The sequence below is a fragment of the Hamadaea flava genome (genome assembly GCF_024172085.1).
Classification (GTDB): domain Bacteria; phylum Actinomycetota; class Actinomycetes; order Mycobacteriales; family Micromonosporaceae; genus Hamadaea; species Hamadaea flava.
In genome coordinates, this window is the sequence record NZ_JAMZDZ010000001.1 from 1,015,460 (window position 1) to 1,038,596 (window position 23,137).

Below are 23,137 nucleotides of genomic sequence, written 5' to 3' on the forward strand. Positions count from 1 at the left end.
AGACACGCCGGACGAAACGCCGATGCAAGGCGAACGTTACATACCGAAAACCTGAACTTCTCCGCCGGTAACGCACGATCGGCAAGGATAGAGGCACCCTGTCGAACCACTAGGCGCCTGGTCAGGTGCCTAGTGGCGTGTGTACGGGCGGCGGGGCGCGAGCACCCTGGGGGCCGGTATGTCGCTTGTCATGGATCAACTCACCGCTGGGCCCGCCGGCTCGGAACGAGCCACCGGGGCCGGCAGCACGGGACGAGCCGCCGGAGTCGCCGGCTCGGAGCCGGCCACCAGAGAGGCAGGGCGGGCAAAGCCGCTTCGCATCCTGATGCTCTCCTGGGAGTACCCGCCACTGGTCGTCGGCGGCCTCGGCCGCCACGTCCACGCGCTCGCGACCTCCCTCGTCGCGGTCGGGCACGACGTCACCGTCGTGACGCGGCACGCGCCGGGCGCTCCGCTCGACGAGGTCGTCGAGGGCGTACGCGTCGTCCGGGCACCGGAGGATCCGCCGCAGTTCCCGCTCGCCACCCCGTCACTGCTGGCCTGGACGATGGCGTTCAACCACACGCTGACCCGGGCGGCGCTGCGCGCGACCGACGGCGGCGCGGCGTACGACGTGATCCACGCGCACGACTGGCTCGTCACCCACACGGCCGTGACGCTCAAGGAGCACCTCCGCGTCCCGCTGGTCGCGACGATCCACGCGACCGAAGCCGGCCGCCATCAGGGCTGGCTGCCGGACGAGATGAACAAGTGCATCCACTCCGTCGAGTGGTGGCTGACCCACGAGGCGAACCGGGTCCTCGTCTGCTCCGAGTACATGAAGTGGGAGGTCGGCAAGCTCTGGGCGCCGCCGCTCGACCGGGTGGAGGTCATCCCGAACGGCGTCGACGACCGCGCCTGGGCGGCGGCCCCGGAGGAGGTCGCGCAGGCCCGGGCTCGCCTCGGCGGCAAGGGCCCGCTCGTCGGCTTCGCCGGCCGGCTCGTCTACGAGAAGGGCGTACAGCACCTGGTCGGCGCGATCCCCCAGTTGCGCGCCGACCATCCCGGCCTCCGCGTCGTCATCTCCGGCGACGGCCCCTACCGCACCGAACTGCAGGAGCAGGCGGCGAAACTGCGGCTCGGCGCCAGCGTCACCTTCACGGGTTTCCTCAGCTCCCGCGAACTGCCGGCGGTCCTCGGCGCCACCGACGCCACCGTGGTACCCAGCCTCTACGAACCGTTCGGCATGGTCGCGCTCGAAGCGGCGGCCGCGGGCGCGCCGCTCGCCGTGGCTGCCACCGGCGGGCTGGCCGAGATCGTCGAGTCCGGCGTCAACGGCGTCACCTTCCCGCACAGCGATCCCGACGCGCTGGCCACCGCCGTCGGCAGCCTGCTGGCGGACCGGTGCGGCGCGCGGCGCATGGTCGAACACGGCAGACTCGTGCTCCGCGAACGCTACGCGTGGCACGGCATCGCCTCACGCACCGCGGCGGCGTACCGGCGAGCGGGCACGGCCGGCACCGTCGGGGTCAAGGTCGGGACCCTCCCCCAGCTCTCGGTTCCCTCCGGCATCAATCTGTTGTACGCATGAAGCAGCCGACCGATCTCGATCTGTTCCTGTTCGCCCAGGGTCGCCACGAGCGATTGTGGACCGTCCTCGGCGCACACGAGGTGGACACCGGCGGCTGTCGCTTCGCGGTGTGGGCGCCACAGGCCCGTGAAGTCCGAGTCGTCGGCGACTTCACCGGCTGGGGCGCTGCCGACGGCGTACCCCTGCAGTTGGATGGACCGAGCGGTGTCTGGAGTGGAGCCGCAGACCCAGCGCGGCGCGGGCAGCGGTACAAGTACCGGATCCTGGGCGCGGACGGAGTGTGGCGGGACAAGGCCGACCCGATGGCAAGCCGGGCCCAGACGCCGCCGGACACCGCGTCGGAGATCTGGACCAGCGAGTATCAGTGGGGCGACGACGCGTGGATGAAGGACCGCCAGGGTGAGCATCACCGGCGGCCGATGAGCGTGTACGAGGTCCACCTGGGATCGTGGCGGCCCGGGCTGTCCTATCGGGAGCTGGCCGACGAGCTGACCGAGCACGTCGCCGACCTGGGGTTCACCCACGTCGAGTTCCTGCCCACGATGGCCCACCCGTACGGCCCGAGCTGGGGTTATCAGGTCACGGGCTACTACGCGCCGGACGCCCGCCTCGGTACGCCCGACGACTTCCGCCACCTGATCGACCGCCTGCATCAGGCCGGGATCGGCGTGCTCCTGGATTGGGTGCCCGCACACTTCCCGAAGGATGACTGGGCGCTGGCCCGGTTCGACGGCACTCCGCTCTACGAGCATCCCGATCCGCGACGCGGTGAGCATCCGGACTGGGGCAGCCTCGTGTTCGACTACGGACGGCCCGAGGTCCGCAACTTCCTCATCGCCAACGCCCGCTACTGGTGCGACGAATTCCATGTGGACGGGCTTCGGGTGGACGCCGTCGCATCGTTGCTCTATCTGGACTACTCCCGTGGGCCGGGCGAGTGGACGCCGAACATCCACGGCGGCAACACGCACCTGGAGGCGGTCGACTTCCTCCGCGACCTCAACGCCGCCGTGTACGCCGACCATCCGGGCGTCGTGATGATCGCCGAGGAGTCGACGGCGTGGCCGGCGGTGTCCCGGCCGGTCGACTGGGGCGGGCTGGGCTTCGGCCTCAAGTGGAACATGGGCTGGATGCACGACACGCTGTCCTATGTCGAGCAGGATCCACTGTGGCGGCACGAGCGGCACGATCAGCTGACCCTGCCCGGCCTGTACGCCTTCGACGAACAGTTCCTGCTGCCGCTGAGCCACGACGAGGTGGTCCACGGCAAGCGGTCGCTGGTCGGCAAGCTGCCCGGAGACCGGTGGCAGCGGGTCGCCGGACTACGCGGGCTGCTGGCCTACATGTGGGCGTTCCCCGGCAAGAAGCTCGTCTTCATGGGCGCGGAACTGGCCGTCGAACACGAATGGAGCGAGGCGTGGGGGCTCGACTGGGCGGTCCGGTCGGATCCGCTCGTCGGCGGGGTCCATTCGCTGTTCCGCGACCTCAACTCGCTCTACCGTACGCACCCGGCACTGTGGGAACTGGACACCTCGCCGGACGGCTGGCAATGGCTGCACTCCGATCCAGCGTCCAATGTGGTGGCTTTTGCTCGCCGGTCGCACGACCGTACGCCTGTGGTGTGTGTGGCGAACTTCGCCGGGGTGCCGCAAACGGCGTACCGGGTGCCGCTGCCCGCCCCGGGCACGTGGCGCGAGGTGCTGAACACCGACGCCACGTGCTACGGGGGTTCGGGGGCGGGCAACCTGGGTTCCGCCGTCGCCGACGCGACCGGGTGCGCCTCGCTGACGCTCGGCCCCCACACCACCCTCTACCTCACCCCCTAACTCCCCCACCGCCTTTCCGGTTGATCATGAACCTTCGGTCATGATCAACCGGCGTGTCGTGTCCCTACCGCCCTGATCAACTCCGTACGGCCCTGATCAACAGGGAGGCGTAGCGGGCGGCTCAGGGGCGGCGGAGGGAGACCACGTCGTAGGTCGTCGTCGGCGTCACCGGCGTGGTGAACCGGGCGTTCGTGAAATACAACCGGCCCGCGTACGCGGCGAAGGTGGCGGGCGTGTCGAACGACGGATCGGTGATCCGCGCGGTCACCGTCCCGGTCGGGAGGTCGACGACGGCCAGCTGGTTGGCCCGGTTCTGGACGGCGTACAGGGTGTCGCAGTCGCGGAGCAGCCCGTCGCCGAAGGTGAGCAGCTCACCGCCCAGGTCCACCTGGGTCGCCGCCCCGGTCGTGGCGTCCACCCGGAACAGCAGGCCGGTGTTGGACTGCACCACGAGCAGCGCCCGGCCGTCCGGAGTGTCGACGATGCCGTTCACGTTGACCGCGCCCGGCGTGTACGCGATCCCGCTCAGCGGAATGGTCGTCACCTCCGACTCGTGCGGCAGCCCGTCGGTCAACGGCAGCCGGTAGAGCACCGGATTCCACGAGTCCGTGAAGTACGCCGCCCGCCGGGTCAGCACGACGTCGTTCACGAAGGCGGTTCCGGCGGCGGCGAACCGGTAGCCGGCCAGCACTTCGCCGGTCGCCGCGTCGACGATCCGGGCGTCGCCGCCGGTGCCACCGGAGACGAACAACCGGTTCCGGCGGTCCAGCTTCAGGCCGAGCGACGGCGTACCGGGGCCGGTCACGAAGACCGAACCCGTCCCCGTCTTCAGATCCGCTCGATAGATCGAGCCGCTGACCCGGCTCGTCACGTACGCCGTCCCCCGAGGCGAGATCTCGATGCCCTCCGGCGCGAAGCCGTCCGGCAGCGGTACGCGATCGGGCCGCCCGGCGGCGTCGGCCGCGGTCGGCAGGCTCACTGCGGCGACAAATCCGGCCGCGACGGTGGCGGAGGCACGAAGAATCCCACGACGCGAATGCATGGAAGAGTTCATGACTGCCGATCCCATCACGACTCGGCGATCCGCGCATTCCGGGATATCCAGACAACTCACAGGCTGTTCGGAGGGTTCCAGGACGACCCGCTCGTAGCTTTCGACGGGCGTCGGCGAGTGCCGCGCAGTCAGGAGTACCGATCATGAGTGACGCCTCGTCCACGCCGGTGCCCGCCGAGGAACCGGCCCGGGACTTCGCCGCAGAGCCGACCCGGGACTTCGCCGCAGAGCCGGCCCGGGACTTCGCCGCACTGAACGCCCCGCTGTACGCGACCCCGCCGAACGCGCCGAACACGTCAGACCCGGCCGGGCCGACTGCGCCTACCGCTCCGAAGCGGGCGATCAAGCCGTGGCAGAAGATCGCCGGTGGGGTGGCCGCGCTCGGCATCGCGTTCGCGGCCGGGTTCGGCGTCTCGTCCGCCACGTCCGGCTCGTCCGGCACGGACGGGCAGAGCGGGCAGGGCGGACCGCCCGGCATGACCCAGGACGGGTACGGCTTCGGCGGCCAGGGCGGCTTCGGCGGAGGCGGGTTCCCGGGAGGAGGCGGCGGTTTCTCCGGCCGGCAAGGCCAAGACGGCACCCAGCAACAGAACGGCACCCAGCAACAAGACGGCACCCAACAGGGCGGCACCCAACAGGGCACCACCGGCACCGGCACCTGACCCCTCCCCACCCACCCCACCCACCCCGCCCACTCCGTCGCGCCGCCCACTCCGTCGCCCGCCCACCCCACCCACTCCGTTAGGTGCAGATCAGGGTTACGCATGCTTCAACCGGCCGAGGATGCCTGCATAACCGTGATCCGCAACCCAAAAGCGGGCGGAAAGCGGGAGTGGGTCAGCGGGTGCCGCGCGGGAACGAGCGGGACCGCGCGCCCCCGCGAGGAACAGCCCGAGCGGCGGCGGCGAGAACCGAGGCAAGCTCGGGGAACCCGTCGCGCACCAGCCCAACGGTGACGCGTACGTGGTCCTGGCCGAGCGGCGCGGCTTCGAACGGTGCGCCCGGTGCGACGGCCACTCCGTGCGCCGCCAACGCGACCAGCGCGGCGCGTTCGTCGGCGACTTCCAGCCAGAGGTTGATCCCGTCGTCGGCGGTCGCGACCGCGCCTTCCTGGGCGAGCGCGGCGAGCAGGGCCAGCCGGCGGCGGGCGTACTCGGATCGGGCGGTCTCCAAGAGGATGGCTGTCGACGGTGATGCGAGCAGGTCGAGCAGGATGTGCTGGAGGAGGCGGCTGGACCAGCCGGGCCCGAGCATCCGGCGGTCGACGACCGGGGCGAGCACGGACACCGGACCGCCCACGACGGCGAGCCGCAGATCCGGGCCGAGGCTCTTGGCGTAGCTGCGGATGTGGACGGTACGCCCCGGCAGGAAGCAACCCAGCGACACCGGAGGCGCACTGGTGATGTCGGCCGCGTGGTCGTCCTCGACGACGATGACGGACGGATGGCTCGTCAGCAGGGCGGCCAAATCGGAGGCACGCCGTCCGGTCATCGAAACGCCGGTCGGGTTGTGCGCCCGGGGCTGGAGGATCAGCATCAACGCACCGGCTTCGAGCCCTAGGGCCAGCGAGTCCGGCGTGATCCCCTGCCGATCCAGCGCCACCGGGACAGCCGTCGCCCCGGCGGCGTCGATGAGGTCGAGGATCGGCGGGAAGGTCGGATTCTCCACCAGTACGCGGTCGCCGAACCGGACGTGGGCGCGGACGACGCGATCGAGAGCGTCGAGCGCGCCGTCCACGACGGTGAGCTGCTGGGCGGCGTACGGCCAGTGGTCGAGCAGGTGCGCTTCCAGCGCGGGGAGCACCGGGTCGTCCAGGTAGCTGGTGGTGAGCGGCTCCGCCCCGAGCCGGCGCAGCGACTCGGTCAGCTCCGGCAGCAGCTCATGATCCGGTACGCCGGTCGACAGGTCGGTGGCCGCCGCCACCCCGGGGGCGAGCCGGGCGTACCGCAGCCGGGACCGCAGCCGGTCGCCGCCGAGCACGATCGTCCCGGACCGGCCGCGGGTGGCGATCAGCCCGGCCCGGGTCAGCCAGCTCCACGCCTCGCTGACCGTGGTCGGGCTGACCCCGAGTTCGCGGGCGATCGCGCGTACGGTGGGCAGCCGAGCGCCGGCGGGCAGCTCACCACTGTGCACGAGTCGGCTGACCGCGGCGGCGATGCCCTGCGCGCCCCGGTCCGTGACCGCTTTCGTGATGAGCTGCAGCACCAGTACGCCTAGACGGTCATCGTCCGCATTTGGCTCGTCGGCCGGTAGCCCAGGCTGGTGTAGAGGCGCAGGGCGACCTCGTTGTGCCCGAACACGTTCAGGCCCAGCACCTGCGCTCCGGCGTCGAGCGCGGACTGCTCGGCGGCGAGCATGGCGGCCCGGCCGTATCCCTTGCCCCGGTGGCCGTCGTCGACCACGACGTCGAAGACGAAGCTCGTGTCCGGCTCGACCTCATGGCACACCCAGATCGACGCCACCGGCTTGTCCTCGGCGACGATCGTGTAGATGTCGTGCCCGGGAGTGTCCAATCCGGACGGAAGCAGCTCGGCCGACTGCCGCTCGGCGCGTTCGCGGGCTTCCTCCTCGGTCAGCAGTCCGTTGAGAACGAACGACTCGGCGTACCCGGCCATCTGCTCGGTCCACCACGGACCGAACTCCGTCGCGGACATCCGGCGCACGGTCACGCCGTCCGGCAACGCAGGGCGCTCGCCGAGGTCCTTGTGCATGTTCTGCGAGCCGAGCGGCACATCTCGGAACAGCGCCTGCTGCGCGGGATCGGTCGGGTCGACCCCCATGTTCACCCGCGGCGACCGGCCCCGGGTCCACTCACGAGCGATCGCCAGCGCCGCCCGGCCGTAGCCTCGGCGCCGGTAGGGCTCCTCGATGTGCAGATCTTCGAGGACCACCATCCGCGCGCCGTCCTGCTCGATCTGCAGCAGGCTCAGGTAACCCACCGGCTCGTCGCCGTCGATCAGGCGCAACAGCACGGCCTCCTCGGCCCGCTCCCGGCGCGCGGCCGCCTGCGCGGTCCGCGCCGGCCGGCGGGTCCGCGCGGCGTACTGGGTCAGCCGGTCCATCCACAGCTCACGCCAGGTCTCGGTCTCTTGGACGTCAGCCGGACGCGTCGTCAACTCACTCATGCGACGAACCTACCGTTACGCTCATCATCATGTACGCCCAGCGCATCCGACCGCCTGCCGAACGCTCCGGCGCCCGGCGGCTGGAGCTGTCCCAGCCGGACGGGACGTATCCCGGGTGGGTGGTGATCACCGGCCCGAACGGCGCCGGGAAGTCCGCCCTGCTGGCGCGGATGGCGGCCGGCGACGGCGAGGTGGTCGAGCCCGCGCCCCGGGTGCTGGCCTTCTACGACAGCGGTCGGACCTTGCCGGCCGGCGATCGGGTCGCCGTGCTGCTGGACGATCTCGCGTCGCGGGCGGCGGCCGACGCCGAGGGGCTGGTGCTGATCGACGAGCCCGAGCTGCATCTCGACCTGGTCGCGCAGCGCGCGGTCGGGTTCCGCCTCAAGGAGGCGTTCCCGGGAGTGCAGTTCGTGGTGGCGACCCACAGCCCGTACGCGTGCCAGGCGGCCGACGTCGCGATCCGGCTCGACCCCGGGCGTACGCCGTTCCGGGCCGACGACGACCTGCTGCATCGGGTGATCTTCGGCAGTGGTGACGACGCCGCCCAGTCCGAGCTGTTCGGCGTGGTCTCGCCGTACTCCGACGGAGCCCGGCGGCTGCGGGAGGAACTGGTCGCGCTGGAGATGGCGGTGCTCGACGGGACGGCCACCCCGGCCCAGGCCGAGCGCTTCGCCGATCTGCGGGCGCTGCTGACCAGCTCGCCCGAGGCGAGGAGCGAGGAGGTCCGGGCCCGGCTCCGGCGGCGGGCGGCGTACCTGCGGGAGCGGCGCGCGTGATTCCGCTGCGGCGCCCCGAGCTGCCCTCCGACGCCCTGGCCCGCATGATCGACCTGACCGACAGGATCGCTGCCGTTCCCGGCCCGCGCCGGTCGGCCGAGGCCCGCCGCATCTGGTCCCGGGATCGCACGGTCCGCCCGACCATCCGTCAGACCCTGGGCGGCATGGCGCCGGGGCTGGAACGGTGCATGTACTGCGGCGACAATCAGGGTTCCGATGTGGACCACTTCGAGCCGCTGTCGCGCAACCCGCTGCGTACCTTCGACTGGCTCAACCACCTGCTGGCCTGCTCGATCTGCAACGGGCACTTCAAACGCGACCGGTTTCCGCTGGACGCCCAGGGCAATCCGCTGCTCGTCGATCCGACCGTCGACGACCCGGCCGATCACCTGCGGCTGTCGCTGACGACCGGCTCCTTCGTCGGGCTCACCGCCCGGGGCGAGGCCACCATCGAGGTCTGCGGACTCAACCGGCCGATCCTGACCCGGGGCCGACTCGCCGCGCGGACGACGATCGAGCGCTGTCTGCGGATGTGGGACCGCGCCCGGCGGCTCGACGAGCCCGAGTTGGCCGCCGAGCTGCTCGACACCGCCCGGGAGCAGCCGTTCACCGCGGTCGCGTACGCGATGGTGCGGGCGGCCGAGCTGCCGACGGCCGCCGCCGTCCTCCCCGCGGAGATCGTCCGGCTGCTCCGCCTCACCCCGGTACGCCGGGCGCTGGGCGCCGGGCACGCCTGAGATTCACGGGCGGAACAGGGCGTTGCCGGGTGGCCCATCGGTGTCGGTTCCGGTGGGCCCGCCGCCCGGTGTGGAGGGCCGTTCGCTGGGCCGGGGCGACGGCGAGATCATCGGCGGCGGGGGCGGCGGCTGGCGGTCCTTCTGGACCACGACGATCATCCCGGCCAGGCAGCCGATCGCAGCCAGTACCGCCACCACCAGGGCGATGATCAGCAACGGCAGCCGACCGCGCCGGCGGCGCTTCCCCGGTTCATCCGGCGCCGACGGCGGAGGCGTGCCATTAGTCACGATCTGACGGTATCGCCCCACCCGCCCCGAGTCCGGCAGACCCACCGCGTGACCTGACGGGAGTGAGATCGACTGACCACAATGGATCGGTCCACATCATTTCCAGGCAGTTACCTACCTGTTGCCATGGGAGCGTTCCCATGCCATGATGACGGTCACTTCCTCCACGCCCAAGGAGTGTCCTGATGAGATCTGTCCCCCTCCACGGCAGGATCCGGCAGGCGTTGCGGTCGCCCGTACGCCGGGCGGTCGCCACGGCCGGAGTCGTCGCCCTGGCCTCGGCCGGCGTCGTCGCCATGGCGTCCTCAGCGAGTGCGGCCGCCGGCTGCCGGGTCACCTACACGTCCAGCCAATGGCCGGGTGGGTTCACGGCGTACGCCACGATCACCAACCTCGGTGACGCGATCAGCAGCTGGAACCTCGGCTTCGACTTCCCGGCCGCCGGCCAGAGCGTCACGCAGGGTTGGAGCGCCACCTGGACCCAGTCCGGGCAGCACGTCAACGCCGCCAGCCTCAGCTGGAACGGCGCCCTCGCGACCAACGCCTCGACGCAGATCGGGTTCAACGGCGCCTGGACCAGCAGCAACCCGAGCCCGACCGTGTTCACGCTCAACGGCGTGACCTGCACCGGCGCGACCTCCTCGCCGTCGGCGAGCAGCAGCGCCAGCTCCTCCCCCTCCACGAGCACGTCGCCGAGCTCGAGCACCTCGCCGTCGTCCAGCACGTCGCCGAGTTCGAGCACGACGTCGAGCCCGCCCCCGCCCGGAACGCACGTCGACAACCCGTACGCGGGCGCGACCGGGTACGTCAACCCGGAGTGGAAGGCGAAGGCCAACGCCGAGACCGGCGGCAGCCGCATCTCGAACACGTCGACGGCGGTGTGGCTCGACCGGATCGCCGCGATCAACGGCGTCAACGGTGGCATGGGCCTGCGGGCGCACCTGGACGCGGCGGTCACCCAGGACGCCGCCAATGGCAGCACTCCGCTGACCATCCAGTTCGTCATCTACGACCTGCCCAACCGTGACTGCTCGGCGCTGGCCTCCAACGGTGAGCTGTTGATCGCCAACAACGGGCTGGCTCGGTACAAGACGGAATACATCGACCCGATCGCCGCGATCATGGCCGACAGCAAGTACCGCAACCTGCGGATCTCGACGGTCATCGAGCCGGACTCGCTGCCGAACCTGATCACCAACCTCAGCTTCGCCAAGTGCGCGGAGGCCAACAGCACCGGGGCCTACGTCCAGGGTGTCCAGTACGCCCTGAACAAGCTGCACGCGCTGTCGAACGTCTACACCTACATCGACGCGGCGCACCACGCGTGGCTCGGCTGGGACAGCAACTTCGGCCCCACCGTGAACCTCTTCTACACCGTCGCCTCCGGCACCACCGCCGGGGTGAGCAGCGTGGACGGATTCATCGTCAACACCGCGAACACCTCCGCCACGGTGGAGCCGAACTTCACCGTCGGCACCACCGTGAACGGAACCTCGGTGCGTCAGTCGAAGTGGGTCGACTGGAACCAGTACGTCGACGAGCAGTCCTTCGCGATCGGACTGCGCAACGCGCTGGTGTCGAAGGGCTTCCAGTCCGGCATCGGCATGCTGATCGACACCTCCCGCAACGGCTGGGGCAACTGCGTCCAGACGCCGTGCGCCGCCGGCGGACCGGCCACCCGCCCGACGTCGGCCAGCACCTCGACCGACGTCAACACGTTCGTGAACAACTCCCGTATCGACCGCCGGATCCACGCCGGCAACTGGTGCAACCAGTCCGGTGCGGGCATGGGCTACCGGCCCACCGCCAGCCCGGCCGCGGGCCTGGACGCCTACGTCTGGATCAAGCCGCCGGGCGAGTCGGACGGCTCCAGCACGGAGATCCCGAACGACGAGGGCAAGGGCTTCGACCGGATGTGCGACCCGACCTACACCGGTAACAGCCTGAACGGCAACAACCTGTCCGGCGCCCTGCCCAACGCGCCGCTGGCGGGCCAGTGGTTCTCGGCTCAGTTCCAGCAGCTGATGGCGAACGCCTACCCGCCGCTCAGCTGATCGAGTAACGCTGCACGACGAAGGCCCCGGGCTTGCCCCGGGGCCTTCCCTCATTCTCCCAAAGAGATGGTGCGACCGAACTCGACAGACTCCAGCGCGGCGAACAGAACGCGTACCACTTGAGCTGCGAAGACCACGTCACAGGGGTGACCGGCCCCCGGAGTCTGCGCCAGCGCGAGGAGTTCGTCGACCGCGTTGCCGAACGCCTCGACGGCGCTGATGGACCCGCCCGGCACCTCGCGAACGCCGGCTTCGCCGTAGAAGACGTTGCTGAAATGGCCCGCCGCCGCCGGCGCGTGGACGGTCAGGCCCATCTCGCTCACCGCGCCGGACTCGTGGCGCAGCAGGACGTGCCCGGTCTGCCGGGTGCCGGCCACCGCCGTCACCTGGCGCACCGGGCCGAGGACCGGCAGCAGCCGCGCGAGCGCGTGCGGGCCGACGTCCCAGAGACCGCCGTGCTCGTGCCGCCACTGCGACTGCGCGTAGGGCGAGCCGGGCGTGTCGATCGCGCCGAACAGCGTGACGCGCCCCGCGAACCAGCCGCCGGTCTGCTCGGCGTCGGCGAGAGCCTCGGCGACCACCGGGTCATAGCGGTTGGTGAAGAACACGAGGTTGGCGACGCCCGTCTCGCGGGTCGCGGCCACCACGTCCTCGGCGTCCTCGATGTCCAAGGCCAGCGGCTTGTCCAACAGCAGGTGCTTGCCCGCCCGCGCGGCCCGCGCGGCCAACGGGGCCTGCACGTGCGGGGGCAGCGCCACGGCCACCGCGTCCACGTGGGCCAACAGGTCGTCGATCTGCTCGTACGCCTGGAGCCCGAACCGTTCGGCGACCGCCCCCGCCTTGGCCGGATCGCGGCCCCACACGGCGACCAGCTCCGCCCGCGGATGCGCGGCCAGCGCCGTCGCCTGAGTCTCCGTCGCCCAATATCCGGTGCCGAGAAGTCCGAAGCGCATGCCGGAAACGGTACCGGATCTCCATTAGGCTGGGACTCATGCGAGCCAAGGCGCAAATTCCATATGACGCCCTTCCCGAGGTTCCGTCGTTCGAGCTGGTCAGCGACGATCTGACCGAGGGCAAGCCGGTGCCGCTCGACTTCGTCCACACGTACGCCGGCGGCGGGAACAACATCCCGCACCTGCGCTGGTCGGGCTTCCCCGCCGAGACCGCCGGCTTCGCCGTGACCTGCTACGACCCGGACGCGCCCACCGGCAGCGGCTGGTGGCACTGGTCGGCCGTCGGCTTCCCGCCCGACGTCACGGAGATCGTCGACGGACGGCTGCCCGGCGAGGTCTTCGCCGTCCGCAACGACTTCGGCGACAAGGAGTACGGCGGCCCGTGCCCGCCGCCGGGCGACGCCCCGCACCGCTACATCTTCGCGGTGCACGCTCTGGGTTCGGTGCTGACCGACGTGGACGACGACGCCAGCCCGGCGGCGGTCGGGTTCAACCTGACGTTCGCGACGATCGCCCGCGCGACCCTCACCGCCCTCTACTCCCGCTGACAGATAGACCGGGTGACGCGCCCCCGTGGCGCGCCACCCGGACCCGTCAGTACTGCCAGCCGACCGTTGTCGAGCCGGTGCTCGAACACGGGGTGGTGTAACTGTGGTTGGAGCCGTTCTCCCAGGTCACCGCGCCACCTGAGGTGATCTTGAGGAACTTGAACTGGATCGTCGTGCACGCCGGCACGCTCGCCGTCACGTACCAGGTCGGATAGTTCGGCGCCAGCATCGGCCCGATCGCCACGGACTTGCTCGTCGACCAGTTGCCCAGTTCGGCGACGCTGCCGGAGAGATAGATGTTGTCCCCGACGCTCGTCGGCGAGGCGTTGGTGACCGTGAAGGTCACCGGCACCTGCGCCCCCGACTCGGTGACCACGTCGTAGCCGTTGCTCGTCCCACCACTCGTCGTGACGGTCACCGAGGCGGTCCCAGCCGTCACGCCGGACGGAACGGTCGCGGTGATCCGGTTCGCCGCCCAGCTGGTCGTCGACGCCGTGACGCCGCCGACCTTGAGGGTGCCGCTCGTGCCGAAGCCCCGGCCCTCGACCGTGATCGTGTTCCCGGCCCGGGTCAGCGTCGGGCCGACGCTGCCGATCTGCGGTGCACTCGGCTCAGCCGGGTGGTAGGACCACACCGCCACGTTCCCCGCGTTCAAGGTGAACGAGTTCGCCGGGTTGTTGCCGCCGGATCCACTGGTGACGGTCAGCGAGCCGCCGCCGAGCGTACCGGTGAGCTGGTCGCCGTAGGTTCCGGCGGGCAGTGCGGTGTTGAGCCCGGTGATGCTCGCCGCCGACGCGCCCTTGTTGATCGCCACGAGGACGACGTCGTTGTTGAACTTGCGCTCGTAGATGTAGACGTTGCTGTTGATCCACCGCTGCTGGTGGGTGCCCCAGGCCAGCGCCGGATTGGTCTGGCGCAGCGCCGACAGCTTCTTGACCACCTGGTACGCCGTCGTCGTCTCGCTGAAGCCGGGCATCATCGGCCGGTTCCACGGGTCGCCGCCGCCGCTGGTGTCGTTGTGCAGGTACTGCTCGGTGCCGTAGTAAAGGCACGGCGTACCCCGGACGGTCAGCATGAACGCCAGCGCCTGGTGCAGCAGCGACTGGTTGTTGTTCAGCGTCAGGAACCGCGACATGTCGTGGTTGTCGATGAAGGTGACCAGGTTTTCCTTGTACTTGTAGTCCGCGCCCGTCTTCGTGATCGCCGCGTCCAGCGCCGTCATCGAGCCGCCCGAACCGAACGCGTTGCGCATCGCGATGTTCAGGTAGAAGTCGAGCACCGAGATGCCGCTCGTGTTGGCGAACCGCACGTTGTCGTCGTAGAGCGGATCGGACTGGCTGCCCAGGTACCACTCCCCGAACAGGGTGGTGTCCTTGTGGCTGAGCACGGTGTCGGCGAAGGACTTCTGCCAGCCCGCCGTCATGTGCTTGACCGCGTCCACGCGTACGCCGTCGACCCCGCGGTCCATCCAATAGTTGGCGTCGGTCTTGAGCAGGTTGTTGATCGTGGGGTTCTGCTGCTCCAGATCGGCCAGGTCGGCGAGGTTGAGGTACTGCGTCTGGTAGCGGTCGTCCCAGTTGGTGATGCCGCCGTTGTGGTGGAAGTAGCCGTTCGGGTCGGAGACGTAGTTGCCGAGGAAGGTCCCGTTGTCGTAGAGCGCACCCGCTTCGGCGAAGGTGGCGTCGGCGGGGTTGGCCGGGCTCGTGTGGTTCGGCGCCCAGTCCATGATCACCTTGATGCCGTTGGTGTGCGCGGCCGCGATGAGCGCGTCGAACTCGGCGAGCGTACCGAAATGCTCCTCGGGCTTCTTGAAGTCGCGTGTCCAATAGCCGTGGTAGCCGGCGTTGGCGGTGCCGCTGTAGACCGCCGCCTTGTCGATGTTGTCGACGTGCGGCGAGATCCAGATCGAGGTCACCCCCATGTTCTTCAGGTACGCCAGCTTCTGCTGGATGCCGGCGAAGTCGCCGCCCCAGTAGAGCTTCCAGTTGGCCTTGGTCGAGTCGTACAGCCCCGGGCTCTTCGTCGGATTGTTGTTGCCGGTGTTGCCGTCGAAGAACCGGTCGGTGGCGATCTGGTAGCAGAGGTCTTGTTTGAGGCTCGCCCGGTTGCTCACCGGTGCGTCGGCCCGGACGGACGTGGCCGGTCCGAGCGCCGCCAGCAACACGCCGGCGCTGAGGACGGCGGTCAGGCGGGATCTCCGCTGCATTGCGGTCTCCTCTGTGGACGTGCCGCCGGTCCGGGCGGACCGGCGGCAGGCGAAGTCAGCGCGGGCGGGTGGAGTCGCTGGAGTCCTTCGAGGTGTTTGCCCAACTGCTCGGCGAGTACGCCGGCCAGCTCGGTCAGCTGCCGCAGGTCGGCCTCCGGCAACCCGGCGAAACGCAACCGGTTCGCCGCCGCGTGGTACACGGACGCGGCCGCGAGCCGATCCGCGCCCGCGTCGGTGAGGTAGACCTGCACCAGCCGCTGGTCGCCGCGATCCGAGCCGGTGGTGACCAGACCGGCCTCGGTCAGCCGCTGCACCAGCCGCGTCGCGTTGCCCCGTGTGCAGAGCATCAGCTCGGCGAGCCGGGTGATGGTGCGCCCGGTCTCGCGGGCGGGGTCCAGCAGTCGCAACAGGGTGAAGTGCGTCGGGGTCAACCCGACCGATCGCAACGCGCGCCGGTCGCCGTCGTCCAGCAGCACGTAGACCTGCTGAAGGCGGTCGTACAACTCGCGATGCGGATCGTCAGACAACGTTGAACTCCGATGTGTTGACTAGTCACCAAACACGTTGCGCAGAGGTTAAGCCCACCTCACATCGATGTCAACGCCCACTCATCCACCCGACATGCCGACGCCCGTCAGCGGCGGATCACGGATATGCAGGCTTCGGCGGCGAGGGAAGCATGCATATCCGTGATCTGCACCAAAAGCGGGCTAGAGGGTGACGGTGACGGTGAGAGCGCCGGAGGATTCGGTGAGGATCAGCGAACCGATCTGGCCGGCGGCCTGAAGGTCGTCGGCGACGAGCCGCAACGCCGCAAGCGAAGCGGCCGGTCCGGTGACGGTCACGGCCGACGCCGGAGCGCGCTGCGACAGCCGGGCCGCCGACTTCGCCCGCCGAACCGCCGCGATCACCTCGGACGCCGCCGCCAGGGCAGCATCATCACCTGAGGGCAGCCCAGCGGAGGAAGGCCACGCGGCGAGATGGATCGACCCCGTACGCCACCAGGACCAGATCTCCTCGGTCACGAACGGCAGGAACGGCGCGAAGAGCCGCAGCAGCGTGTCCAAAGCGGTACGCATGGCGGCGACAGCCGACCCGCCGTCCGGCGAGTATGCGCGGGGCTTGGCGAGTTCGAGGTAGTCGTCGCAGAACTCCCAGAAGAAGCGTTCCACAGTCGACAACGCACCCGGATAGTCGTACGCCTCGAACGCGGCGGTCGCCGACGCCACGACGCTCTCCAACCGAGCCAGCATCGCCGAGTCCAATGGGGAGGTCACCAGCTCGGACGGCGACGGGAACGTGAGCACGAAGCGGGACGCGTTGAGCAGCTTCACCGCGAGCCGCCGCCCGATGCGCATCTGCTCGCGCGACGGCGTGATGTCCACGCCGGGGCGCCCGGACGCGGCCCAATAACGCACCGCGTCCGGCCCGTGCTCTGCGATCGCCTCCAGTGGTGGAGCGACGGTGTTGTGGCTCTTGGACATCTTGGAACTGTTGTCGGCGAGCACCCAGCCGGAGATCACCGCGTTCTTCCAGGGCAGCTCGTCGTACTCCAGATGCGACCGCAGCACGGTGGTGAACAGCCAGGTCCGGATGATCTCGTGCGCCTGCGGGCGCAGGTCCATCGGGAACACCTTGTCCATCAGGTCACCCGCCGCGATCACCGGCGACAGCGACGAAGTCGCCCAGGTGTCCATCACGTCCGGGTCGGCGGTGAAGCCGCCCGGCTCGTCGCGCTGCTCCGGGGCGTACCCGTCGGGCACCTCGGCCCGAGGATCGACCGGCAGCCGGCCCTCCGCGGGCAGCAACGGCTGGTCGTAGCGGGGTTCGCCCTGGTCGTCGAGGCGGTACCAGACGGGGATCGGCACGCCGAAGTACCGCTGGCGGCTGATGAGCCAGTCACCGGTCAGCCCGCGCACCCACGACTCGTAGCGAGCGCGCATGTGCGGCGGGTACCAGTTCAGGGCCTCGCCTCGGCGCAGCAGCTCGTCCCGCAGACGGTCGTCGCGGCCACCGTTGGTGATGTACCACTGGCGGCTCGTGACGATCTCCAGCGGAAGGTCGCCCTTCTCGTAATACTTCACGGCGTGCCGCAGCGGGCGCTCGCCCAGCAGCAGGCCCGCCTCCCGCAGGGTCCGCACGGTCTCGCGGCGCGCGGCCTTCACCGTCAGCCCCGCCAGCGGCGCGTACCGCTCGGCGTCCACTCCGGACGGAGCGTCGGGCAGCAGGCGCCCGTCGCGGCCCACGATCGCACGGATGGGCAAACCCAGATCACGCCACCAGGTCACATCGGTCAGGTCGCCGAACGTGCACACCATGACCAGGCCCGTGCCCACCGCCGGATCCGCGTCCTTGTGCGGCAGCAGGGGCACTTCCGCTTCCCACCAAGGGGTACGCACAACGCTGCCGAACAGGTTCTGATAGCGCTCGTCGTCCGGGTGTGCCACCAGCGCCACGCAGGCGGGCAGCAGCTCCGGCCGGGTGGTGGCGATGGTCAGCGGTCCGGTCGGCCCGTCGAACCGCAGGTCGTAGAAGGTGCTGTCGGCGTCGCGGAACTCCACCTCGGCCTGCGCCACGGCGGTCTGGAAGGTGACGTCCCAGAGCGTCGGCGCCTCCGCCAGGTACGCCTCACCGCGGCGCACGTTACGCAGGAAGGCGCCCTGCGCGGTGGCCCGCGCCCGGTCGCCGATCGTCTGATAGGTCAGCGACCAGTCGACGCTGAGTCCGGTGGCCCGCCACACGTCCTCGAAGTGTCGCTCGTCGTACGCGGTCAGCTCTTGGCACAGTTCGATGAACCGTCGCCGGGACACCGGAGTCTGTTCCTTGCCCTTCGCCGGATGCTCCAGCGAACCGGGCGTGGCTTCGCCGGGGGCGTACGCCAGAGTCGGGTCGCAGCGCACGCCGAACACGTTCTGCGCCCGGCGTTCGGTGGGCAGTCCGTTGTCGTCCCAGCCCATCGGGTAGAACACGGCTTTGCCGGTCATCCGGTGATACCGGGCGAGCACGTCGGTCTGGGTGAATGAGAAGACGTGCCCGATATGCAGCGAGCCGCTCACCGTCGGCGGCGGCGTGTCGATGGAGTAGACCTGGTCGCGGGACGCCGACCGGTCGAAGCGGTAGGTCTGATCGGTCGCCCAGCGGGCCGACCACTTCTCGCCCAGCCCGTCGAGGCTGGGCTTTTCCGGGATCGCAGTTTCCGGGATCGCGGGATGCATTCGTGTGCACCTTTCGAGACGCCACACCGGGTGAGGTGGGCTTGACAGGAGAAGGGGGTCGACGGGCTCCGGCGTCAGCCGGCTACCCGTACTCGACGTACGCGTACGCCGCATACCTCGACGACCGGCCGCGGCATCGCCAGCGGGGCTCGGTTCATCGGGTTCGCGGTCGTCGCCACGTCGCCCTCCTGTGTGGTCTCGGGTGTCAGTGCGTTCCACGGTACCAGTCCGGCGGGCGGCGGGGCGGTCCCGCCGGGTCGGCCAGTCGACCTTGACTGGTTTGTGCCGCCAGAGCGACGCGTTCTGGGCAAGGTCAACCCCCGAGAGCCGTAGACTGGGTGATATGTCCGATACGACCCGAGCCAGCCTGCCGGAAGTCGCTCTCGGCAGCGCCGTGCTGGCCGCCGACACCGCCCGAGACTTGGTCAAACGGGCGGCGTACGCCGGGATCCGCACCGTGAGCGACACGCGGGACGCCGCCGTGGACCAGGTCCAGACGAGGGTGCGCGCGATCGCCCGCGCGGTCGCCCCCGGCATCATCGACGAGCTGATGCCCTACCTGACCAGCTCGGTGCTGCCCCGCTTCCTCGACGCGGCGCTGCCGCTCATCGAGGCCAAGCTGCTCCCCCGCCTGATGGAGTCGGCCATGCCGCTGATCGAGGAACGGATGATGCCGCGCCTGATGGAGTCGGCACTGCCGCTCATCGAGAAGCAGATGATGCCCGGCCTCCTCGACGCCGCGATCCCGCTGTTGCAGGACAAGGTCGTGCCACTGATGATCAAGGACCTGACCGAGAGCGAGGAGCTGCGGGAGTTGATCACCGAGCAGAGCCGGGACGTCGTCGCCGACGCGGCCGGGGATCTACGGGACAGCACCGCCGCCGCCGACGACCGGCTGGAGATCGGGTTCCGGCGGCTGTTCCACCTCTCCAGCTCCGCCTCGGCGAAGTAGCCGATGGAGCACCGGGCGTACGCGGGGCTGGTGTCGCGGCTGGCCGGGCTGGGCCTGGACGTGCTCATCACCGCGATCACGGTCGTGGTGGTGGGCCGTGGGCTGCCGGAGGTGTGGCGCCTGGTCGCCGGTACGCCGCCGCACTGGGTCCTCACGGCGTTCGACTGGGGCGCCAACATCACCCCCGCGGTGTACTTCGCCGGGTCCTGGCGGCTGACCGGGCAGACCATCGGGGCCAGCGTGTTCGGCACCGTCGTACGCCTGGCCGACGGAAGCCCCATCGGCCTGATCCGGGCGATCCTCCGTGCCGCCATCGGCCTGCTGTTCGCCCCGATCTGGTTCGTCGGCACGGTGACGGTGCTGTTCGACGTCCGCCGCCGCTCGCTGCTGGACATGGCGTTCGGCACAGTCGTCCAGTACCTCGGCCGCCCCGGACGCCCGACGCCCTAAGGTGGCGGCGTGGCAAAACCTGAACTGGTCATCTTCGACTGCGACGGCGTACTGGTCGACAGCGAGCGCATCGCCATCCGGCTCAACATCGAGTTGCTGGCCGAGTACGGGCATCACGCCACCGAGGCCGACATCGTCGACCACTTCGTCGGCAAGTCGCTGCCGTCCATCCAGGAGCTGATCGCCGAATGGCTGGGCCGGCCGGTGCCCGAGTGGCCAGATCTGTGGATGACCCGGATGACGGCGGCCCACGACGCCGAACTGACCGCGGTGGACGGCATCGCCGAGGCGCTGGACCGCATCGACCTGCCCGTCTGCGTGGCGTCCAGCGGGCGGCTGGAGAAGACGCGGCACAGCTTGAAGCTGACCGGATTGAGTCACCACTTCGGGGATCGGCTGTTCAGCTCCACAATGGTCGAACGGGGCAAGCCGTTCCCCGACCTGTTCCTGCACGCCGCGCGTACGCTCGGCGTCGAGCCGACCGCCTGCGTCGTCGTCGAGGACAGCGAGCCCGGCGTACGCGCGGCCCGGTCGGCGGGCATGCGCTGCTTCGCGTACGCCGGTGGAGTCACCTCTGGCGAGAAGCTCATCGGAGACGGTACGGTCGTCTTCGATGACATGCGCCGGTTGCCGGAGCTGCTCGCCGCGAGTTGACGGGAATCCCACCCGGCGGAAATCCCAGAGGATGCGTGCAAGCCACTTGCACGCTGATGCACTACGCTTGCACTCATGACGCGCAGACTGGCTGAGGTAGCGAAGTACGTCGGAGTCAGTGAGGCCACGGTCTCCCGGGTGCTGAACGGCAAGCCCGGGATCTCCGAGGCGACGCGGACCGCCGTGCTGACCGCGCTCGACGTGCTGGGGTACGAGCGCCCGACCAAGCTGCGCGGCGAACGGGCCCGCCTGGTCGGCCTGGTCCTTCCCGAGCTGGGCAACCCCATCTTCCCGGCGTTCGCCGAAGTGGTGGCCGACGCGCTCGCCCGTCGCTCGTTCACCCCGGTGCTCTGCACCCGTACGCAGCACGGCGTCTCCGAAGGGGACTATGTCGACATGCTGCTCGACCAGCATGTCTCCGGGGTCATCTTCGCCGGCGGCAACTACGCCCAGGGCGCGGCCGACCACGAGCACTACCACCGCATCGCCGACCGGGGACTCCCGGCGGTGCTTGTCAACGCAGCCATAGACGGGCTCAAGTTCCCGCGGGTGTCGACCGACGACTCGCACGCGGTCGAGCAGGCGTACCAGCATCTCGTGGCGCTCGGCCACGAGCGGATCGGGCTGATCATCGGCCCCGAGGACCACATGCCGTCGCTGCGTAAGCTCACGGCGTACCAGGGCAAGGCGGCCGAGCCCGGCCTGTTCGAGCACACGATGTTCTCCCTCGAGGGCGGCCACGCCGCCGGGACGCGGCTGATGAACCGGGGCGCGACCGCGCTCATCTGCGCCTCCGACGTCCTGGCGCTCGGCGCCATCCGGGCCGTCCGGCGGCTGGGCCGCAGCGTGCCCGGCGACGTCTCCGTGGTCGGCTACGACGACTCGTCCTTCATGACCTGCACCGAGCCGCCGCTGACCACCGTCCGGCAGCCGATCGAGGCGATGGGTCAGGCAGTGGTCGCGCTGCTCATCAACGCCATCGCGGGCAACCCGATCCCGACCGACGAGTTGCTCTTCGAGCCCGAGTTGGTGGTCCGCGGCTCCACTGGTCCGGCACCCGCCGCGTAACACGTTTCTTGCACAGCCCCGCCGGGCGTACGCCCCGGCGGGGCTTCTTTGTGCCCGCAAAACCACAGGTCAGACCGCTTATGCAAGAGTCCTTCGCGATCACCGTTGCAAAGTCGTAATTTTGCATTGTGTTGTCGGAGTATTGCCGCCAGGAGTCGCCATAGTTACAGTGAGCGCACTCAGCGACAACCCGTTCCCCGAAGGGATGGATAGATGTCCGTAACGCAGTACCGCAGGGTGGCAGCCCTCGCGGCCGTGGCCGGACTGGGGCTCGCCCTCGCGGCCTGTTCGACGAAGGGCGACGACTCGTCCAGCAGCGGTGACAAGGTCACCATCACCGTGGACTGCATGCCCGTGGGCTCGCAGAAGGAGCTGCTGAAGGACTGGAACGCCGACGTCGAGGCGTTCCAGAAGCTCTACCCGAACATCACGATCAAGAGCGTCTCGGTCGGCGCCCAGTGCAACAACCCGCCGGACTTCACCGCCCGGCTCGCCGGCGGCACCGTCACGGACGTCTTCTACGCGTACATGACGGACCTTCAGCAGGTGCTGGACTCCGGTCAGGCCATGGAGATCACCCAGTACGTCAACAAGGACCAGATCTCGACCTGGGACAGCATCTCCAAGGAGGCCAAGGCCGCCTTCAGCGAGGGCGACAAGCTGTACGGCATCCCGACCAAGAACTACTCGATGGGTCTGCTGTACAACAAGAACCTCTTCCAGCAGGCCGGTCTGGACGCCAAGAACCCGCCCAAGACGTGGGAGGAGGTCCGGGACGCGGCCAAGAAGATCGCCACCCTCGGCAACGGCATCGCCGGCTACTCCGACTACAGCGCGGGCAACACCGGCGGCTGGCACTTCACCGCCGAGCTGTTCTCGCAGGGCGGCCAGGTCGTGACGGCCGACGGCAAGAAGGCCGACTTCAACAACGACCTCGGCAAGAAGGTCCTGCAGAACCTCAAGGACATGCGGTACACCGACAACAGCATGGGCTCCAAGCAGCTGTTGCAGTGGGCGGACCTGTTGACCAACGCCGGCGCCGGCAAGGTCGGCATGTTCGTCGGCGCGCCCGACGCCACCACCGCGATCGTCACCCAGTTCCAGGGCAAGTACCAGGACTGGGCGATGGCCCCGATGCCCGGCCAGGGCGGCGCGGCCAAGGGCACGCTCGGCGGCGGTGAGGGCTACTTCTTCAAGAAGGGTCTGTCCAAGGCGCAGGTCGAGGCGGGCCTGAAGTGGCTGGCCTACGAGAAGCTGACCGTCGGCAAGGGCCAGTTCGACTACGTCCGGGCCAAGCCGGAGAACAACCCGGTCGGCCTGCCGCAGCCGCAGCTGTTCATCCCGGGCAGCGACGCGTTCAAGGCGGACAACGACCTGAAGGTCGCCAACGCGAACGTGACCGTGGACGACTTCGCGCTCTTCGCGAACAACCCCGTCCCGATCAAGTTCGAGCCGGCCAACGCCCAGGCGATCTACGCGGTCCTCGACTCGGCGATGTCGGCGATCCTGACCAACCCGAACGCGAGCGTCGACGACGAGCTCAAGAAGGCCGAGGACAAGGTCAACCAGGCCTTGGCCGCCGCCGCCAAATAGCGGTCGGGGCTAGCGCCACCCCAGCGGCGCAGCCAGTAGGCGTGGGGGCCGGTCCTGAGCGAGAGCCG

At 69.7% G+C, this 23,137-nt stretch carries 20 protein-coding genes; 12 read left to right on the forward strand and 8 right to left on the reverse strand.

Going from position 1 to position 23,137, the window contains the following annotated elements; genetic code table 11:
* Positions 1 to 190: 190 nt before the first annotated feature.
* Together HDA40_RS04915 and glgB are read left to right on the forward strand one after the other, a co-directional pair.
* On the forward strand, positions 191 to 1,570 hold the full coding sequence (locus HDA40_RS04915) for a glycosyltransferase family 4 protein (RefSeq protein ID WP_372502844.1): 1,380 nt from the start codon (positions 191 to 193) through the stop codon (positions 1,568 to 1,570).
* Positions 1,567 to 3,396, forward strand: coding sequence for a 1,4-alpha-glucan branching protein GlgB (gene glgB, locus HDA40_RS04920; RefSeq protein WP_253752283.1), 1,830 nt, complete (start codon positions 1,567 to 1,569; stop codon positions 3,394 to 3,396). Before HDA40_RS04915 ends, glgB begins: the two co-directional genes overlap by 4 nt.
* Before the next feature lie 121 nt (positions 3,397 to 3,517).
* Here glgB and HDA40_RS04925 read toward each other — a convergent pair whose 3' ends face one another.
* Positions 3,518 to 4,450 carry an SMP-30/gluconolactonase/LRE family protein gene (locus HDA40_RS04925; RefSeq protein ID WP_253752286.1) on the reverse strand — a complete coding sequence of 311 codons (933 nt, stop codon included), beginning with the start codon at positions 4,448 to 4,450 and terminating at the stop codon, positions 3,518 to 3,520.
* 143 nt (positions 4,451 to 4,593) lie between these two features.
* Between HDA40_RS04925 and HDA40_RS04930 the strand changes: the two genes are divergently transcribed.
* Positions 4,594 to 5,112: a hypothetical protein gene (locus tag HDA40_RS04930; RefSeq protein ID WP_253752288.1), complete on the forward strand. Its 519-nt coding sequence runs from the start codon at positions 4,594 to 4,596 to the stop codon at positions 5,110 to 5,112.
* A 175-nt stretch (positions 5,113 to 5,287) separates the two neighbouring features.
* Here HDA40_RS04930 and HDA40_RS04935 read toward each other — a convergent pair whose 3' ends face one another.
* The gene (locus tag HDA40_RS04935; protein ID WP_253752291.1) at positions 5,288 to 6,655 is read right to left on the reverse strand and encodes an aminotransferase class I/II-fold pyridoxal phosphate-dependent enzyme; all 1,368 of its coding nucleotides are present in this window, start codon (positions 6,653 to 6,655) and stop codon (positions 5,288 to 5,290) included.
* A gap of 8 nt (positions 6,656 to 6,663) precedes the next feature.
* Positions 6,664 to 7,575 (reverse strand): GNAT family N-acetyltransferase, encoded by a 912-nt coding sequence (locus tag HDA40_RS04940; protein WP_253752294.1) that lies wholly within the window; start codon positions 7,573 to 7,575, stop codon positions 6,664 to 6,666.
* 29 nt (positions 7,576 to 7,604) lie between these two features.
* Between HDA40_RS04940 and HDA40_RS04945 the strand changes: the two genes are divergently transcribed.
* Both HDA40_RS04945 and HDA40_RS04950 read left to right on the forward strand, forming a co-directional pair.
* Positions 7,605 to 8,351 (forward strand): AAA family ATPase, encoded by a 747-nt coding sequence (locus tag HDA40_RS04945; protein WP_253752297.1) that lies wholly within the window; start codon positions 7,605 to 7,607, stop codon positions 8,349 to 8,351.
* Entirely contained in the window at positions 8,348 to 9,088 is a 741-nt protein-coding gene (locus tag HDA40_RS04950) for an HNH endonuclease family protein (RefSeq protein WP_253752300.1), read from the forward strand. Before HDA40_RS04945 ends, HDA40_RS04950 begins: the two co-directional genes overlap by 4 nt.
* 3 nt (positions 9,089 to 9,091) lie before the next feature.
* Here the strand turns inward: HDA40_RS04950 and HDA40_RS04955 are convergent, their stop codons facing one another.
* Positions 9,092 to 9,376 carry a hypothetical protein gene (locus HDA40_RS04955; protein ID WP_253752303.1) on the reverse strand — a complete coding sequence of 95 codons (285 nt, stop codon included), beginning with the start codon at positions 9,374 to 9,376 and terminating at the stop codon, positions 9,092 to 9,094.
* Positions 9,377 to 9,561: 185 nt separating this feature from the next.
* Between HDA40_RS04955 and HDA40_RS04960 the strand changes: the two genes are divergently transcribed.
* The gene (locus HDA40_RS04960) at positions 9,562 to 11,430 is read left to right on the forward strand and encodes a glycoside hydrolase family 6 protein (RefSeq protein ID WP_253752306.1); all 1,869 of its coding nucleotides are present in this window, start codon (positions 9,562 to 9,564) and stop codon (positions 11,428 to 11,430) included.
* A gap of 50 nt (positions 11,431 to 11,480) precedes the next feature.
* Here the strand turns inward: HDA40_RS04960 and HDA40_RS04965 are convergent, their stop codons facing one another.
* Complete coding sequence (locus HDA40_RS04965) at positions 11,481 to 12,383, reverse strand: Gfo/Idh/MocA family protein (RefSeq protein ID WP_253752308.1); 903 nt, start codon at positions 12,381 to 12,383, stop codon at positions 11,481 to 11,483.
* 29 nt (positions 12,384 to 12,412) lie between these two features.
* On the opposite strand from HDA40_RS04965, the gene HDA40_RS04970 reads away from it, so the two are divergent.
* Entirely contained in the window at positions 12,413 to 12,931 is a 519-nt protein-coding gene (locus tag HDA40_RS04970; RefSeq protein ID WP_372503150.1) for a YbhB/YbcL family Raf kinase inhibitor-like protein, read from the forward strand.
* 46 nt (positions 12,932 to 12,977) lie between these two features.
* On the opposite strand, the gene HDA40_RS04975 is transcribed toward HDA40_RS04970, so the two are convergent.
* From HDA40_RS04975 to valS, 3 genes are all read right to left on the reverse strand, one after another.
* A complete protein-coding gene (locus HDA40_RS04975; protein ID WP_253752313.1) occupies positions 12,978 to 15,137 on the reverse strand; it encodes an alpha-amylase family glycosyl hydrolase in 2,160 nt (719 codons plus the stop codon).
* Positions 15,116 to 15,664, reverse strand: coding sequence for a MarR family winged helix-turn-helix transcriptional regulator (locus tag HDA40_RS04980; RefSeq protein WP_253752316.1), 549 nt, complete (start codon positions 15,662 to 15,664; stop codon positions 15,116 to 15,118). The genes HDA40_RS04975 and HDA40_RS04980 overlap by 22 nt, the downstream gene beginning before the upstream one ends.
* A 183-nt stretch (positions 15,665 to 15,847) precedes the next feature.
* The gene (gene valS / locus HDA40_RS04985) at positions 15,848 to 18,352 is read right to left on the reverse strand and encodes a valine--tRNA ligase (protein ID WP_253752318.1); all 2,505 of its coding nucleotides are present in this window, start codon (positions 18,350 to 18,352) and stop codon (positions 15,848 to 15,850) included.
* A 343-nt stretch (positions 18,353 to 18,695) separates the two neighbouring features.
* On the opposite strand from valS, the gene HDA40_RS04990 reads away from it, so the two are divergent.
* The 5 genes from HDA40_RS04990 to HDA40_RS05010 all read left to right on the forward strand — a co-directional run bounded on the left by HDA40_RS04990 (position 18,696) and on the right by HDA40_RS05010 (position 23,069).
* On the forward strand, positions 18,696 to 19,304 hold the full coding sequence (locus HDA40_RS04990; protein WP_253752320.1) for a hypothetical protein: 609 nt from the start codon (positions 18,696 to 18,698) through the stop codon (positions 19,302 to 19,304).
* Between the two features lie 3 nt (positions 19,305 to 19,307).
* Positions 19,308 to 19,754, forward strand: a complete 447-nt coding sequence (locus tag HDA40_RS04995; protein WP_253752322.1) for an RDD family protein — start codon at positions 19,308 to 19,310, stop codon at positions 19,752 to 19,754.
* Positions 19,755 to 19,763: 9 nt separating this feature from the next.
* The gene (locus HDA40_RS05000; protein WP_253752323.1) at positions 19,764 to 20,408 is read left to right on the forward strand and encodes an HAD family hydrolase; all 645 of its coding nucleotides are present in this window, start codon (positions 19,764 to 19,766) and stop codon (positions 20,406 to 20,408) included.
* A gap of 75 nt (positions 20,409 to 20,483) precedes the next feature.
* Entirely contained in the window at positions 20,484 to 21,476 is a 993-nt protein-coding gene (locus HDA40_RS05005) for a LacI family DNA-binding transcriptional regulator (protein WP_253752325.1), read from the forward strand.
* Between the two features lie 213 nt (positions 21,477 to 21,689).
* Positions 21,690 to 23,069, forward strand: a complete 1,380-nt coding sequence (locus tag HDA40_RS05010) for an ABC transporter substrate-binding protein (protein ID WP_253752327.1) — start codon at positions 21,690 to 21,692, stop codon at positions 23,067 to 23,069.
* Positions 23,070 to 23,137 lie beyond the last annotated feature (68 nt).